The organism is Legionella steigerwaltii, assembly GCF_001468065.1.
GTDB lineage: Bacteria > Pseudomonadota > Gammaproteobacteria > Legionellales > Legionellaceae > Legionella > Legionella steigerwaltii.
Genome location: NZ_LNYZ01000013.1, coordinates 581,610 through 597,611 on the forward strand (window position 1 = coordinate 581,610; position 16,002 = coordinate 597,611).

Consider the following 16,002-nt stretch of genomic DNA (forward strand, 5'->3'; position numbering starts at 1 on the left):
CAAAATGGAAAAAGACTCTAATCTTTTGTTTTTAAATGTCTTTCTCAGCTATCGGCAAATTCTTCTACAACGAAGCACTTGACCACTCCAGCGGTCAATAAGACAGCTTTTGCGACAGCCATGACCTACATATCTCCAGGGGGTCCAGAACAGATTTCTATGGTGACGATGAAAATAATATGGAGGTGGTTCATAATAGCCACCAGAATGAAATCCAATAAAATAAGCAAGCTGTTGGCCTGGTGGTTGTGCGGGTAGGGTATCTGCTTTAACTAAGCTGCTGTAGAAAAAACCTATAAATATTATAAAGGGTAGTAGAAGATGCGAAATCGTTTTGTAACTTCGGATGCTAACTTTTTCCATGATGCAACCCCTCTTATGTTGTTACATTAAGAATTATAGATTATAAATAATTTTCATGAGCAATTTTGGGATTTGATTTATGAATGAAAAAATAATTTTAATTACTGGTTGTTCTAGTGGTATTGGCTTTGATGCTGTTTTTGCTCTGCAAAAAAGAGGGCACAGAGTCATTGGCTCATGTAGGAAAAAGGAGGATGTCCGAAAATTATTGGATATGGGCGTCGAAGCGGTTCAACTGGATGTTTCTGATTCATCTTCAATTCAGAGAGCTTTTACTGAGGTTCTGGCCAAAACAGATGGGCGTTTAGACGTTTTAATTAATAATGCAGGATATGGCCAGGCAGGGGCGTTGGAAGATATTTCACGTGATGTATTGCGTGCACAATTTGAAACAAACGTTTTTGGATTAGTTGAGCTCACAAATCTTGCCATTCCAGTCATGCGTCAGCAAGGCTCTGGTCGCATTATTAATCTAAGTTCGATTTTGGGGATTATTAGTATGCCCTTTCGCGGCGCCTATAATGCATCTAAATATGCAGTAGAAGGTATAAGTGACACGTTAAGACTCGAATTGAAGTCATCAGGTATTGATGTCATTACTATAGAGCCAGGGCCAATAGAAAGTCGTTTTCGAGATAATTGTGTTGATGATTCATTGAAGCATATCAACATGCAAAAAAGCCACTTTTCGAAACAATACGAACGGATGCTGACAACGTTTAAACAAAAAAAATCAGATTCTGTTTTTACCCGCAAACCTGATGCAGTAATTAATAAATTTATTCATGCAATCGAATCTAAGAGACCTAGAGTCAAGTATCCAGTGACTTTTCCAGCGCATCTTATGATTTTTTTAAAATGGATTTTAAGTGCAAAAATGTTGGATAGATTCTTTTTAATGGTTTCGAAAAAAGAATTGTCATAATTTTTCCATACCTAATTTTTCAGCTATTTATAGTGTTTAAAAGGCATGAAAAGATAAACTTTTTTTAAAAAAAAGAAGAAAAACTCCAATTTCTTTGCTAATATCTAATTGGGTTAAAAATCATTAACTATCAAGGAAGTAAAATTATGAAAAAATCAACAATAGCTGTAGCTGCTTTGTTAACTGTTTTAGCAGCTCCTGTGGTTTCTGTTGCTTACGCAGATGACGCTTCTTCTACTACTACAAGCACTTGCAAAGGTTGTAAAGGTTGCAAGGGTTGTGCTGGCTGTAAAGGTTGCAAAGGTTGCAAAGGCTGTAAAGGTTGCGGTGGTTGCTCTGGCGAGTAATCTGTAATCTTTATTCTTTAAAGAGGTAGTTCTTACTACCTCTTCATTTTTCCTTCATGAAGTAAGAAATATGAGTACCCATTCAGATTTTACCTTACCCCAACTCAGTAATTGGCATAAGAATATTTATTTGAATTACGCCAAACAAGTTTTAGAATCACAACAAATAATGACGACAAATAAGGGTAAGAACGTTCTTCATTACGCCTTAAAAAAGAAACGTCGTTTTGAACATATGAGTCATTATCCTCCAGGCGATCGTATTGATCATAAAACAGGCTCGCAATATTTTTATCACTGCCATAGGGAAAACTATGAAAGTACTGAGCATGGCCATTTTCATTGTTTTTTACGCTACAAACATATTCCTAAAGGAATTAAGCCAGCACCTTTAGCGGATTGGGATAGGTATATTGATAATCCAATGACTCATTTGATCGCCATTGGCATGAATCAATTAGGGCAACCTATACGCTTATTCACTGTTAATCGGTGGGTAACTTCCGAAATTTGGTATAATGCTGAGGACAGCGAACGTCTGTTAAAACGCTACAAAATGACTTTGATAGATGATCCCTACTGGCAAGTACTGGATAAGTGGGTTGAAGGTGTACTTCATCTATTTAAGCCACAGATTTTGTGGTTACATCAAGAGCGAGACAAAAAAATTAAACAACATCAAGTTAATAACTCAATTGATAATCCTTATATGGATTATGAGCTTGAGGAACTTTCCGAAATTTCAATTGATTTGAAACAACAAATTGAATGGATTATTCGTTAGATTATTTTTTTTATCTTTGACTTCTACGTCCTGTATTTCATGTCCTGTTCGCAGTGCAGGACGTGGTAGGTGTGAAAAGTATTTATAAATCAAGGTATTAATCAAAAAATGGCGATACTTCAGAGATAAAACTTAATATTATTCTTTGAAAAATACTCTCTGATGAACTAGCTTCTAAGTGAAACAATCAAAATAATTTACCTGTACTATAATTTACATGCGAAACGATAAATTATTGGAGTATTTGCATGTCATCCCAAGCTAAAAATAAATCTCAAGAAGAGATTGATTCCATACATCAATATTACATGGAAATTATCAATTCAATGCCAAATATTGTGTACTGGATAGATACTGAATGTAATCTAAAAGGATGCAATAACAATTTCATAAAATTGCTTGGCGTAAATACAATAAGCGATCTAAAGGGCTCGCCTTACCAACAACTGGAGGAATTTGCGCACTGGGATAAGGAACGAATAGAAGAGTTAAAACTAGATGACATGAAAGTGATTTTTTCTGGGGTTCCTCAGCTTCATGTAGAAGAAAAACCGATTAAAGACAATTCTGAAAAACTTTACTATTTTCAATCGTCTCGAGTGCCAATGCATAATCGTGACAAAAAAATAATTGGATTAATTGTTATTTTAAACGATATCACTCTTAATAAAGAAGTTGAAACTCATGTAGATAGTTTACAAAAAAATAATAAAAAAATGGAGCATACACTTAAAGAAGGTTACTTACCTACTGTGCTCATGGTAGAAGATAATATAATCGCACAAAATGTTGAAAAAGCATTATTAACAGCATTACATTGTCACGTCGATATAGCAGACTCTGCTGATAGCGCGATAAAATTATTTCATCCTGGAAAATATGACTTGGTTTTGATGGATATTGGATTGGAAGACTCCTCAGGGTATGTCGTTGCGAAACAATTACGTCAAAAAGAAAAAAATACAAATCACCATGTTCCTATTATTGCCTTGACTGGTTTTGAAGCGGAGGTAGTCAAATACGATTGCCAACATTACTTTATGGAAGGAGCAATCAGTAAACCTTTAACATGTGAACAAGCAGAGCAAATTATTAAACATTACGTATACCATATGGACGTTCCTGTGCGTGGCTTGAAGACAACGTAGTATATTGTTGCTATCATATTCATTTTTTAAAGCATTTTCTTTATGAGCAGTAATACAATCGAAAATAATCGTATCTTATCTTTAGATGTTTTTCGCGGCCTAACAATGGCATTAATGGTATTAGTCAATAGCCTGGGAACACGAGTTTCTTATCCTATATTAACGCATGCCGACTGGATTGGATGTAATTTAGCTGATTTAGTATTTCCTGCATTCTTGTTTATTGTAGGGATCACAACGGTCATCAGTCTAAAAAGACATATCAATTCGGAGAGTAAAGCGCAACTTTACAGGAGTATTTTGACTCGCACTCTTCTTTTAATTGTCATTGGTATCTTCCTTAGTGTTTTTCCAAAGAAGATTGATTTTGCAACCATGCGATTTTATGGAATTTTACAACGTATTGCTGTGTGTTATTTCATTTGCTCTATGCTCTATCTTCATACATCCGTTCGAACACAAGTTCTTATCTTTTTGAGTATTCTTATAGGTTATTGGTTTTTACTAACTCAGATTCCATTCCCTGGTTCAGGAGCCGATCAATTAAGTATGGCAAGCAACTGGGTGGCTTATGTTGACAGTCAACTATTTTCTCCTGGACATTTATTTTTTAAGAATTATGATCCAGAAGGCTTTTTAAGTACTATCCCAGCAATCGCTACAACTCTTTCTGGGCTTCTTACCGGACATTTCCTATTGACAAAAATCAGTAAACAAAAGAAAAGTGTGATCTTAATTTCTGTGGGATTAATTTTTCTATTTTTAGCTTGGATTTGGAGTTATGACTTCCCCATTATTAAAAATATTTGGACAAGCACTTTTGTATTATGGAGTAGTGGCTTTTCGCTTATAGTTTTTGGTTTATGTTTTTTTGTTATTGATGTATTAGGTTATACGAAGTGGTCGACTCCATTTAAAATTTTTGGCATGAATGCACTATTTATTTTTATTTTTCACGTTATTTTACTTAAAATCCAATCCATGTTTATTTTTCCCTTGCCCAATGGAACAAGTGATGTCTTGCGTGTAGCAATTTCGGAGTATTTATTTGGAGGTTTTAGTCCAGAAAATGCAGGATTATTTTATGCTATACTGTTTCTTTTTTTAAATTTTCTAGTCGCTGCCTTTTTATACCGACGAAAAATATTTATAAAAATTTAGATTACTCAAAGACCTATGCCTTTGTCACCGGGCTTACATATTGTTCATTCTTTCGGAGTTAGTTATAATAATTGGTTAGATTGAACTATCTGAAGTTAATGGAGTCGTTTTCGATGCCAATTTATGAATACCAATGCACCAGTTGTAATCATCACTTTGATTTAATGCAAAAAATCAGTGATGAGCCTGTCAAACAATGTCCTGTATGCTATAAGAATACAGTGGTGAAACTTATCTCTGCTGCTGGTTTTCAACTTAAAGGTACGGGTTGGTATGCTACAGATTTTAAAAATAAAAGCGGCCAATCTACAGAAACTAAAGCTAAAAATGATGATTCTGCTGGCACAGATAAAACAAAAGATACCTCTTCATCAAAAACTACTCAAGACGGTGATAATAAGTGAAAACAATATCATTAAGAAGCTATTTACTTGCTGGATTGGTAGTATGGTTACCCATACTCATCACTATAGGGGTATTGCGCTTTATTATCGACTTACTTGACAATACATTGGCTTTAATCCCCAAGGCGTATCAACCGGAACAATTAATTGGACATTATATTCCAGGTTTAGGAGTTATCTTATCACTGGTTATTCTGCTCGTTACTGGAATAATTGCTACCAATTATTTTGGACAGCGGCTCGTAGCATGGGGAGAGTCCATTCTTGTCAGAATTCCTCTAGTCCGATCAATTTATAAAACGGTGAAACAAGTTATTCATACCGTAATGTCAACAAACAGTGAAGCTTTTCGAAAAGTAGTGTTAATAGAGTACCCACGTAAGGGATTATGGTCTATCGCTTTTCAAACAGGTACAGCAAATACAGAAATAAATAATATAACAAAAGAAAAATTGATCTCTGTATTTATACCGACTACTCCTAACCCCACTTCAGGTTTTCTTATGATGCTTCCTAGAAATGATGTTATTGAGTTAGATATGAGTATTGATGAAGCACTAAAATTTATAATTTCTTTAGGAGTAATGCCGCCAGCATCCGAGGCAGCATTAGCAAACAATTTGTAAAAATTTAAAAAGGCGGTTTTATATGCGTACACACTACTGTTTGGGCGTCGATGAGTCAAGTTTAGGTAAAGAAGTTGTTGTATGTGGTTGGGTACATCATCGTCGAGATCATGGTGGTGTTATATTTCTTGATATACGTGATAGCTCAGGTATCTTGCAAGTAGTATATGAACCAGAAAATAAAGCATCTTTTTCTGATGCGGAAAAATTACGTTCCGAATTTGTTGTTCGCATTACTGGTACAGTACGTAAAAGACCCGAAGGGATGATTAATCCTGCAATGGCTACAGGTACAGTTGAGGTAATAGGTACTAAGCTTGAAATTCTTAATCAATCACCTACACCGCCATTTTTGCCTGATGATTTCCAAGTTGTAAATGAAGATCTACGCTATAAATATCGCTATATTGATTTGCGTCGTCCATCAATGAAGCATAAGCTGACACTAAGACATCAGTTAAATAGCTGTATACGTACATATCTTAATCAGAAAGATTTTCTTGATATTGAAACACCCATGCTGACTAAAGCAACCCCAGAGGGAGCACGCGATTATTTGGTACCTTCTAGGGTTCATCAGGGATCCTTTTATGCATTACCTCAATCACCGCAACTTTTTAAACAATTATTAATGATTTCTGGTTTTGACAAGTACTATCAAATCGTTCGTTGTTTTCGTGATGAAGATTTACGCGCCGACAGACAGCCCGAATTTACACAACTCGATATTGAGATGTCTTTTATCGATGAAGAAAGCATACTTAATCTCATTGAAGGATTGCTAAAAACTGTATTTAAACAAATTCTTAATGTGGATTTACCTGAAAAGTTACATAGAATGCCTTATGCTGAAGCAATGCGGCGTTTCGGTAGTGATAAACCAGACTTGCGTAATCCTTTAGAACTCATCGATGTAGCTGACATAGTAAAAGAATGTGATTTTAAAGTATTTTCTACTGCTGCAAATGATTCAGAATCCAGAGTGATCGCATTACGACTTCCTGGTGGTTGTGATCTAAGCAGAAAAGATTTGGATGATTATGGCCGTTTTGTCGGTATTTATGGTGCTAAAGGCCTTGCTTACATTAAAGTAAATAATCTGGCTGAAGGAATGTCTGGCTTACAATCACCTATTTTAAAATTCCTCTCCGAAGAAGCAGTACTCGCGATTCTGCAACGCACAGAAGCTAAAACAGGGGATGTTATTTTCTTTGGTGCTGATAGAAACCATATTGTTAATGAAGCTATGGGGGCATTAAGGATAAAATTGGGGCATGATAGAAAACTGCTTAAAGATGGGTGGGAACTATTATGGATTGTTGATTGGCCAATGTTTGAAATGGATTATGAAGCCAGCAAATTAAATCCAATGCATCATCCATTTACTTCTCCCAAAGATCTGTCACCTGAGAATTTGCGTGCTAATCCTACACGAACCTTGGCCAAAGCGTATGATATTGTAATTAATGGCTACGAAATTGGAGGAGGATCCATACGAATTCATCAATCCGATTTACAAAAAGCGGTTTTTGAGTTGCTTGGAATCAATGAGCAAGAAGCTCAGGAAAAGTTTGGCTTTTTATTGGATGCTTTACAATATGGAGCACCACCACACGGCGGCATTGCTCTTGGCATCGATCGTTTAGCCATGTTACTTACAGATTCAACGTCAATTAGAGATGTTATTGCTTTTCCTAAAACTCAAACAGCATCGTGTCTTTTAACGAGCGCGCCATCACCTACAGGTAATGCGCAATTAACTGAATTAGGAATAAGACTTGCTCCAACTACACAGACTAAATAACAAACTTGGTAGAAGCCTTGCTAACATCGTAAAAAAATTGGCTAATCCTGTGAAACCAGGGATCTACCCTCCAGTTGACATACAAGTCAATTTGGAGAGGGATCCCCGTATTCGCAACAATAATTCCTTCTTAATAAAAATGAAATCATTGACTAAAAATCGAAAATATCTGAGTTTTTTATTTTTCTTACTTTTCTGCTCTTCCTTTGCTATGGCTGCTACTACAAAGACATCAGCTACCTTTACTGAATATTTAACTCAAGAAAAAACACATCTAACAACCTCTATTCAGGAAACAAAGCAGCCAATAAAGCTTCAAAGTGAGGCAGAGTTTAACGCCAAAATGAAGCAAGTGTCAGCAATACTATCGATGAGCCGCGTAAAGATTGAAAGCTTGGAAAATTTTCTGGATCATCAGTATAAAGAACAAAATAATTTAAATCAGCGTTTAAAACATCTCCAGCAGATGCCCATCGCAAAGGAAAATACAACGATTCCTGAGCGCGTCAAAAAAGTGGAAGATCTACTGAATATCAACAAACAAACCACTCAGCTCATAACTGAAAATCTAAAGCTTGCCAAAGAATTTCAATCTTCACTCAATGAAGAGATAAGACATTTGGAGATTTGGCATTCGAATTTTGTTCTTGAACAAAAGCTAGCACGAATTAAGTCATTGAGAGAGCAACTTAATAAACGTTTAACCGTACTTTATGAAAGCAATACTCCAAAACAACCCGATAAACGCTCTAAGTCATTAAAACCACTATCTGCAGCAGATTATGAAGCAATGTTACTGATTAACAATCAAAATATTGCAGCAATTCAAAATCATTTAAATGCTTTAAATATCCAGAAGACCGTCGTAAGAGCTGATATTATTTATCTTAAAAACCCCGATACCAAGAATTTACAACTGATTACAGATATTTATAAAGATGCATTAAATCAATATTCTAAGATTGAAAAAACAATACAACAAATAAGCAATTTTCTGAATAATGAAACGAAACTTGTTGGTGCCCCTAATTTAAAAAAATCAATAAGATCATTACAAGAAACCTTAACTCTGCAACTTAAGGAGACAAACGTACAAAAACAACTTCTTATTAAGAATTTGTCTGACTATCAAGCTCAGCTTAAGAAGTTAATGTCTGCTCGACAAACTCTAGCCGATTACAATATTAGCAGTTGGCCATTTATCCTTAATAAAATTGCAGCTATTCCTGGTTTATTTTATAAATACCTCAAAACTCTGAGTTTAAAAGTTTACGACAGTTATTTATGGTTAAGTCCTTTATCCATGGTGCTCCTATGGGGTGGATTTGTCTTTATTGTGGGTTTTTTCTTTATGATTAGCCGTATTTTAAGGACGCTACGTAGAGATAAAGAACGCTCTCGTTTAACAGGGTACCTCTACGATGGTATTTTGGTTTTAGTGCAAAGAAATATACCTTATTTTTGTATCGTCTCTATGCTATGGGCGTTGCTCTTCGTAACACATATTTCATTTTCCAACTACCAGCTGTTATTTAAATTAATCGCAGTGTGGTTTACTTTTAAGATTATAATCTTGATAGCACGCTTAGTATTATTGGAACGCATTACTGACTCATCAGGTAAGGATGTCAAACTTTATTACCGTTTAAAATGGCTGTTGCTATTTGGTGGATGGACAACGGCTTTAATGACCCTTAGTCATTCATTACCCTTATCGATACTGCTCCAGGACATATTTAACCGTTTATTTATGCTCTTTATTTTAACAGTATCCCTAGTCATATGGAAAAGTAAGGATGTAATTCCTTATCTTCTTCGTCCTTTATTAAAAAGCCAAAAAAGATACGTTATACATGCCATTTCTTTATTGGTTATTCTAGTACCTATAACATTATTTACTACTGCTGTAATCGGATTATTAGGATTTATCAATTTAGCATGGAGTATGAGTCAATATCAGGCCTATGCTTTGCTTGTTCTTGTAGGATATATACTTGCAAGAGGCTTGTTGTTCGATGCCCTGGAGTTGTTTTCTGAATTAATGATTTCCTCATTGCGTAATGGATGGTTATGGATAGAAGTATTTTTAAAACCATTAGATAAAATTTTGCGGATTCTACTACTTGTTGCAAGCATATTAGTGCTGTTCCAATTGTTTGGTTGGCATTCTGATTCGTTGGTTATGGTGAATTTAGGAAAATTTGCTCAATATACCATTGTGAATATACCTGGCATCCATATTACGGTTACTAGCACGATAGGATTTTGCATTCTGCTTGCAGTTTTTGTATGGGCTTCTAAATGGACGCGTGAGTTTTGCTATCGTTGGTTGTATAAAAATGCTAAAGATGCGGGGATAAGGAATAGCCTTTCGGTTTTTAGCCAATATGCAATTGTTCTTTTAGGTGGTTTTGTTTCCCTACATGTGCTCGGATTTGATTTTAGTGGTATGTCGATGATCATTGGAGGGCTTGCTGTTGGTATGGGCTTTGGTTTACGTGATTTTGCCAGCAACGTTGTCGGTGGTCTGATGCTGCTTGTCGAAAGACCCGTACGAGAGGGTGACTTAGTGACCGTTGGTGAGCATGAAGGACGTGTTTCCCACATTGGTATTCGGTCTATGAGAGTTTCTTCATGGGACAATATGGAAGTGTTAATCCCTAATGCAGAAACATTTAATAAGCCATTTACTAACTGGACACATCAAGATGGCATTGTCAGAACAGTTATTCCTATCAAAGTTAGTCGCTCTGATGATCCAGCGATGGTCCAACAATTGATACAGGATATTTTGGCTACGACTCCAGAAATTGTCGGGGATCCTCCTGCTCAGGTTTTCCTTAAAAAAATTGATGAGGCCTTACTCGAATTTGAGGTTCGATATTTCATTAACGTCCAGATACACACTCGTATTGAAGTACAATCTAAAGTATTGTTCGCGATAATGACCCAATTTAAAACAGCAAATATTAAACCTCCTATAGAACCAATTTCCATTGAGATTAAAGAGGGACAAGGAGAGCTCAGTGCTAAAAAGCAGACCACCGAAAACTGAGGCTGAATTGCTTGAACGCTGTTCTGCTATTGCTGGCCTTAGTTTCGCACAACTCGCTTTAAGTTTGAGTTTATCTATTCCTGATAATCCCAACCAAAGAAAAGGGTGGGCTGGTCAGGCAATAGAATTAGCATTAGGTGCTGATGCCCAAAATAAATCAGTACCTGACTTTGAGCGTTTAGGGGTTGAATTAAAAACTCTCCCATTAAATAATTCCAGGAAACCCACAGAATCGACGTTCATTACATCCATTCCTTTGCTTACAATTCATAAACAAGAATGGAAGACCTCACAATGCTATCTTAAATTAAGACGAATTTTGTGGATCCCAATAGAAGGAGATACAGATATTCCTTACCCACAGAGAAGAGTTGGACAAGGGTTTATCTGGTCACCAGACAGATTACAAGAGCGTATTTTAGAAGAAGACTGGAATTATCTATCCTTGCAAATCGGTACTGGATATCTTGAAAGTCTGGATGCAAAAAATGGAGAGTATTTGCAAGTAAGACCTAAGGGTGCAAATGGAAAATCTTTATGTTATGGCTATGATATTCAGGGAAACAAAATCAAAACCTTACCGCGTGGATTCTACCTAAGAAGCAGCTTCACCGCAAAAATCTTATCATCACTAAACGGTTAACACCATCCGAAAAACATCGTAGTCTGGGCTGTTAAGCCCAGCTTACGTCTGTTCATATCACATAGGTTACTCAGACTTCGAGTGTCCTAGAGTAAGGACCGAAGGCAACATACCTTTTATTTGCTCCACGGGTTGTTGTACTTTGGCAATTAAAAGCTCTCTGAAATGAGGATCTGTCGCGAAGTAACGAATAGCACTTTCTACTCCTTTATATATACCCACATCAAGCTCTCGACGTTCTACACTGGCTTTTAAATCTTGAAGTCGATTAAGATCCACATCAGATTTAGGTGATGAAAAGAGGGAGTAGGCATAAGAGAAACCGCTCCAAATCGAAGTTTTAGTTTCTTCTGTTTCTGTTACTTTTTTCCATGCCAACATAAACTCAGTAGAGCAGAGTGGAGCCATTAATTTCACCATACGCTGAATATCTGTGTTTGAAAGGACGGCAGTATTATCCGTAGAGCCATCATATTCAGGTTGATTTTTTTTCAAGCACCAGTTGTAAAGCACTTTCATCTCATCGAGTTGGTTATGGAAGTCAGCAATACTAAAATTTTGGAGAATATAACCAGCAGCTCCACAATAAAGAAACATACTTAGGAAGTACTTAGCAAATTCAGGGATTGGTAAAAGAAATCCGGCAAGCCAAGAACCACCCCAAGCTGTTAGTCCTGTACTCATTCCCTGGAAAAGATACATTAGATTCGCATTGTACTCGAAGTCATTGATGTATTTTTTTAATGCAGCTTGTTGTTCCTCATCATTTAAGCTAAATGGTTTGGATGTCAGTGATTTTAACGCTTCCGCTCGATCTTTTTTTGCCTTTTCAACAGCGGTCATTCCATCAACAGTAAGTTTGCCCACAATTCTCTCCTTGAAAAAATAACAATAAAAATCCTATTCATCCTACCTGAAAAAACAGGAATTATGCTATCGCTTTTTTCACAAAAAGTGTGCTTTAAGCAAAAAAAGTATATAAGTGCTATCGTATTCATACATATAGTGGCTATGTAGCATAATAAGATGTAGCAACTGTCTTGAAAGTTTTTTCAAGACAGTTGCTACAGCAAATTCAGTCTAGAATAAAAAAACACTAAATACATCCAAGTTGAAGCAAGAATAATTACACAGTATATTGGAAGATTACTCATAAAAATTAAGGACGATTATTATGAGCATTTCTATAGAATTAATAAAAAAATACTTAATTCAGTACATACTTGAAAATAGATCTGGCGGTGAAGTTGTTTTATCGATTGGAGAAAGTTTATTACTTGTAATGGATGCGTGTATTCAAGCAAATGTTGATTCAACAATAATCGATCAATTAAATTTGCTTTATATTGAAGGCATCAAGTCAAAAGAGGATCTTCGCTTTATTAAAGAAATCCAGGAGATTTTGGTATCTAAAAAATATAATGTCAAATCGGATCCTATCACCATTAATGAAGACCCCACGCGACGTTATTTTGAAACACAGCTCGCTTATTATCTTCTTCAGAATAACGCAGAAGAGCTCAATCAAAACGAATTAGTTGAGTTTACGCAAAATTTAAGAAAACGATTATATTCTTTACCTGCTCCTGATGATACTCATATTAAAAAAGCAGAAAAAATCCTTAAGGGGGAAATGGATACAATACTTAATAAGTATGAAACTGAATATGCACAAATCATCTCTATGCTTGCCAAGAATAGTTTCTATGGATTATCTAAAAAAGCGTGCAAAAATTTGTTGGAACTTGCACGCAGTACCAGTCTTTCAACATTAAATACCCAAATCGATCAAACAATGCCAGCAGATATTTACAGTGATAGTGTTTTTACTATGGGCATGGACGGAAGAGGAAGAATAATAAAAAAAGAGCATGATAAAGTACGAACAACAGCAAAAGGATTAATGAAATCCATTTCACCACTTCCAATGTATTATGATGTGGCTAATGCCGTGGATTCTCAATATGACGAGAAGACAAAAGAACAAACAGCATCACCTTTTCAACGTTCTGCAGACCAAGCGACGTTCATGATAGAAAGCCGATGGACACAGCTTTTATTTTCACGAATGACTCAATTGTATTCTAATGGTATTTCCAGCACTACACTGGCACAAATTAGAAATATGATTTTAGAAAAACGATTAGGTCATGTTTATTATAAAGGTCACTTTCAAAAAAATATGACAGTTTTTTCTGCTCTGATGGTATACAACAGTGGCGGACATTCTTTTTTTGAAATTTTTGAAGTATTCAAATTGCCATTATGTCGTGAATTAATTGGAGGTGAGCCTGGATTAGTAAAAGCATTAGAAGAAGATAAAATGATGTACAAATGGCTGTGCATGGATCAAAGCGATGCCTATGAAAAAGCATTGCATGCTACTCGAAATTATTTACATTTTCTTTTATCTAAAAAAATAGTTAACGCTGAATTTAAAAACAAACGTATGTCCGTTTTAAGCTTACCACCAGAACAAATTACACTGCACTTTTCAGTTGTTTATCAGGAATTACATGAGCTTGAGCAATTGATTCAAGTTCTGGGGGATGTAGATGCAGCTAATTCAAAAAATTGGACAGCCCTTATGGTCGCTTCCCAACTAGGTAAGACGGACCAAGTCAAACTGCTTCTTACTTCAGGTGCAGATATCCGAAAACAAGTAGATGGCCTTTCATCCCTGGAACTTGCTGTCAAAAACAGCCATTTTAAAACAACTGAACTTTTATTGAAGGAAGGAGCCGTAGTAAAAAGAGCACAAAAAGCTAAAGGAGGGTTGAAAGCAAGAGTTCCAGCTTTATATCTTGCCTGCAGACAGTCTGATATGGATATTTTAACGCTATTATTGAAGCAAAAGACACTCAATGTCGATGATAAAAAAGAAGCCATACTTTGTGCTTTGAAAATTGAGAATCTTGAGGCAATAAAAGTAATCATAAAACAAATTACGCAGGATGAAAGGCATAAATTTTTTACGGAAAAGTATAAATTTAAGTTATTAAAAGAAGCTGTAAAATTAGGTAATACGCAATTAATTAAAGGAATTATGGAGCTTGATATTTTCCCCTCTTTCGAACAGCTTGACTGTCAATCTTTATTAAATACAGCTGCAGAGAAGGGATTCTTACCGACTGTAGAATTGCTATTACAGCTTTACTTTAACCACACGGTTAAACAAAAAAGTGAGCAAGAGATACTTTTCTCAATAAATCTTGACCCAATACTTATTACGGCTCTAGAGCATAGCCATTTTAATTTAGGTATTTTTTTAATTATGCGAGGAGCAAATATTGATTTGGTCTCATCCAAATCGGGTCAGCTTAATTCGTTCGCAGAATATATAAGAAAAAGTGAATATCACGATTTCTTTTATATCGAAGAAGTGGATTTAGGTATTATTTCTATCAAATTGAAAGAAAAAAAGCTCTTGTCTTACTCAGAGTTGGATGATGAATCCTTTAACAGTCCGCCCAAGAGTCTAACTGAATCTTCTATTTCCAGTACACTCGGATTTTTTGGAGATAGTGGAAAAATAAACCCTAAAAATAGAAAAGAGGACATTGTAAATCCCGGCATAACTATGTGAATCTAAAATGACTTATTTGACAAATGAACTAATAATAACTAATCTTAATTGTGCAATGCAACATAAGGAGATACTATGAAGAACCAATTTTTTGAGCAAAAAATGTTTAATAATTTTGATGCTCCCATGCAAAAATTAATGGAACTCAACGTTAAAATGATGCAGAACTTGTCTTTAATAAAACCAATGGACTTATTCAATATAAAAAGACCAGAAGAATTTTTTGAAAAAAATATGGATCTCTTTATCCAAAATAGCCATATGACTCTGAATTACATGAGAGAAACCTTCAAGATTCTTGAGAGTCATTGGGGAAATCTTCCTCATAATCTGGATCAAAGCGCAAAAAAAATGATGGATGAAACGTCATCTTTTATGGCAAAAAGTATTAAAAAAACTGCTACAACAGCTAAGACTGCAGCTAAAAAAGCATCTACATCAGCAAAAAAAGCAGCATCTACTGTGAAAAAAGCATCTTTGGCGGCAAAAAAAGCAGCACCTGCTGCTAAGAAAGCATCTTCACCCGTGAAAAAAGCGGCATCTACTGCTAAGAAAGTATCTTCACCCGTGAAAAAAGCGGCATCTACTGCTAAGAAAGCATCTTCACCTGTGAAAAAATCTGCGGCATCTACTGCTAAGAAAACATCACCTGTGAAAAAATCTACAGTATCTACTGCTAAGAAAACATCTTCACCCATGAAAAAATCTGCAACACCTGCTGCTAAAAAAGTGTCTGCAACTTCAAAAATGGCAAGTATGAAAAAAAGTACTAAGGTAGCTGCTCAAACAGCCTCTGCCGTCAAAGGGCAACACGAAGTTAAAAGACCTGAATCCAAACCAACTATAATGCATTCCTCAACACCCATGAGTCATAATGCTCCCATGAGTCCCAATGCCGCAAAGCCACATATGACCTCTGAGAGCAATATGCCAAAGGTAGGTGGTATGGCTGAAAAAAGTGGTGTTAAAGACATTAATATTCAAAATATAGGTAAAGGCAATCCAATGCCAAACCAATTTCCTAAATTTCCTAAATAATAATTAATATCCTTCTAAGAGCCCTGCACTATAAGGGCTCTTAAACTGTAAATGTTCACGCAATGGCATTGTAGCCTGGGTGAAGCGAAAGCGTAACCCGGGATCCGGTGTCTACATA

The 16,002-nt window shown here is 35.8% G+C and carries 14 protein-coding genes; 12 read left to right on the top strand and 2 right to left on the bottom strand.

The window, feature by feature from the left end; translation table 11 throughout:
- Positions 1 to 48: 48 nt before the first annotated feature.
- Positions 49 to 363: a hypothetical protein gene (locus Lstg_RS10365; RefSeq protein WP_058477586.1), complete on the bottom strand. Its 315-nt coding sequence runs from the start codon at positions 361 to 363 to the stop codon at positions 49 to 51.
- Positions 364 to 442: 79 nt separating this feature from the next.
- Here Lstg_RS10365 and Lstg_RS10370 point away from each other — a divergent pair, with 79 nt between their 5' ends.
- From Lstg_RS10370 to mutH, 10 genes are all read left to right on the top strand, one after another.
- Positions 443 to 1,288 (top strand): SDR family NAD(P)-dependent oxidoreductase, encoded by an 846-nt coding sequence (locus tag Lstg_RS10370; RefSeq protein ID WP_058477587.1) that lies wholly within the window; start codon positions 443 to 445, stop codon positions 1,286 to 1,288.
- 146 nt (positions 1,289 to 1,434) lie between these two features.
- Positions 1,435 to 1,635 carry a hypothetical protein gene (locus tag Lstg_RS10375; protein WP_058477588.1) on the top strand — a complete coding sequence of 67 codons (201 nt, stop codon included), beginning with the start codon at positions 1,435 to 1,437 and terminating at the stop codon, positions 1,633 to 1,635.
- 70 nt (positions 1,636 to 1,705) lie between these two features.
- On the top strand, positions 1,706 to 2,419 hold the full coding sequence (locus tag Lstg_RS10380; RefSeq protein WP_058477589.1) for a DUF6969 family protein: 714 nt from the start codon (positions 1,706 to 1,708) through the stop codon (positions 2,417 to 2,419).
- A gap of 248 nt (positions 2,420 to 2,667) precedes the next feature.
- Positions 2,668 to 3,567, top strand: coding sequence for a response regulator (locus Lstg_RS10385; protein WP_058477590.1), 900 nt, complete (start codon positions 2,668 to 2,670; stop codon positions 3,565 to 3,567).
- Between the two features lie 42 nt (positions 3,568 to 3,609).
- Positions 3,610 to 4,728, top strand: a complete 1,119-nt coding sequence (locus tag Lstg_RS10390; RefSeq protein WP_058477591.1) for an acyltransferase family protein — start codon at positions 3,610 to 3,612, stop codon at positions 4,726 to 4,728.
- Positions 4,729 to 4,841: 113 nt separating this feature from the next.
- Complete coding sequence (locus Lstg_RS10395) at positions 4,842 to 5,132, top strand: FmdB family zinc ribbon protein (RefSeq protein WP_058477592.1); 291 nt, start codon at positions 4,842 to 4,844, stop codon at positions 5,130 to 5,132.
- A complete protein-coding gene (locus tag Lstg_RS10400; protein ID WP_058477593.1) occupies positions 5,129 to 5,758 on the top strand; it encodes a DUF502 domain-containing protein in 630 nt (209 codons plus the stop codon). The genes Lstg_RS10395 and Lstg_RS10400 overlap by 4 nt, the downstream gene beginning before the upstream one ends.
- A gap of 22 nt (positions 5,759 to 5,780) precedes the next feature.
- Complete coding sequence (aspS, locus tag Lstg_RS10405) at positions 5,781 to 7,562, top strand: aspartate--tRNA ligase (protein WP_058477594.1); 1,782 nt, start codon at positions 5,781 to 5,783, stop codon at positions 7,560 to 7,562.
- A gap of 139 nt (positions 7,563 to 7,701) precedes the next feature.
- A complete protein-coding gene (locus Lstg_RS10410; RefSeq protein WP_172462851.1) occupies positions 7,702 to 10,617 on the top strand; it encodes a mechanosensitive ion channel domain-containing protein in 2,916 nt (971 codons plus the stop codon).
- Positions 10,589 to 11,260 carry a DNA mismatch repair endonuclease MutH gene (gene mutH / locus Lstg_RS10415; protein ID WP_238585410.1) on the top strand — a complete coding sequence of 224 codons (672 nt, stop codon included), beginning with the start codon at positions 10,589 to 10,591 and terminating at the stop codon, positions 11,258 to 11,260. Before Lstg_RS10410 ends, mutH begins: the two co-directional genes overlap by 29 nt.
- A gap of 66 nt (positions 11,261 to 11,326) precedes the next feature.
- Here mutH and Lstg_RS10420 read toward each other — a convergent pair whose 3' ends face one another.
- Complete coding sequence (locus Lstg_RS10420) at positions 11,327 to 12,127, bottom strand: hypothetical protein (protein ID WP_058477597.1); 801 nt, start codon at positions 12,125 to 12,127, stop codon at positions 11,327 to 11,329.
- A gap of 307 nt (positions 12,128 to 12,434) precedes the next feature.
- Between Lstg_RS10420 and Lstg_RS10425 the strand changes: the two genes are divergently transcribed.
- Both Lstg_RS10425 and Lstg_RS10430 read left to right on the top strand, forming a co-directional pair.
- Positions 12,435 to 14,846 carry an ankyrin repeat domain-containing protein gene (locus Lstg_RS10425; RefSeq protein WP_058477598.1) on the top strand — a complete coding sequence of 804 codons (2,412 nt, stop codon included), beginning with the start codon at positions 12,435 to 12,437 and terminating at the stop codon, positions 14,844 to 14,846.
- 75 nt (positions 14,847 to 14,921) lie between these two features.
- Positions 14,922 to 15,884, top strand: coding sequence for a hypothetical protein (locus Lstg_RS10430; protein ID WP_058477599.1), 963 nt, complete (start codon positions 14,922 to 14,924; stop codon positions 15,882 to 15,884).
- Positions 15,885 to 16,002: the final 118 nt, after the last annotated feature.

Excerpts from the sequence above, each read along its gene's own strand:
- Lstg_RS10370 (WP_058477587.1), top strand. The coding sequence starts at position 443 with ATGAATGAAAAAATAATTTTAATTACTGGTTGTTCTAGTGGTATTGGC.
- Lstg_RS10390 (WP_058477591.1), top strand. The coding sequence starts at position 3,610 with ATGAGCAGTAATACAATCGAAAATAATCGTATCTTATCTTTAGATGTT.
- Lstg_RS10375 (WP_058477588.1), top strand. The coding sequence starts at position 1,435 with ATGAAAAAATCAACAATAGCTGTAGCTGCTTTGTTAACTGTTTTAGCA.
- Lstg_RS10425 (WP_058477598.1), top strand. The coding sequence starts at position 12,435 with ATGAGCATTTCTATAGAATTAATAAAAAAATACTTAATTCAGTACATA.
- aspS (WP_058477594.1), top strand. The coding sequence starts at position 5,781 with ATGCGTACACACTACTGTTTGGGCGTCGATGAGTCAAGTTTAGGTAAA.
- Lstg_RS10430 (WP_058477599.1), top strand. The coding sequence starts at position 14,922 with ATGAAGAACCAATTTTTTGAGCAAAAAATGTTTAATAATTTTGATGCT.
- Lstg_RS10365 (WP_058477586.1), bottom strand. The coding sequence starts at position 363 with ATGGAAAAAGTTAGCATCCGAAGTTACAAAACGATTTCGCATCTTCTA.
- Lstg_RS10385 (WP_058477590.1), top strand. The coding sequence starts at position 2,668 with ATGTCATCCCAAGCTAAAAATAAATCTCAAGAAGAGATTGATTCCATA.
- Lstg_RS10410 (WP_172462851.1), top strand. The coding sequence starts at position 7,702 with ATGAAATCATTGACTAAAAATCGAAAATATCTGAGTTTTTTATTTTTC.
- Lstg_RS10380 (WP_058477589.1), top strand. The coding sequence starts at position 1,706 with ATGAGTACCCATTCAGATTTTACCTTACCCCAACTCAGTAATTGGCAT.
- Lstg_RS10395 (WP_058477592.1), top strand. The coding sequence starts at position 4,842 with ATGCCAATTTATGAATACCAATGCACCAGTTGTAATCATCACTTTGAT.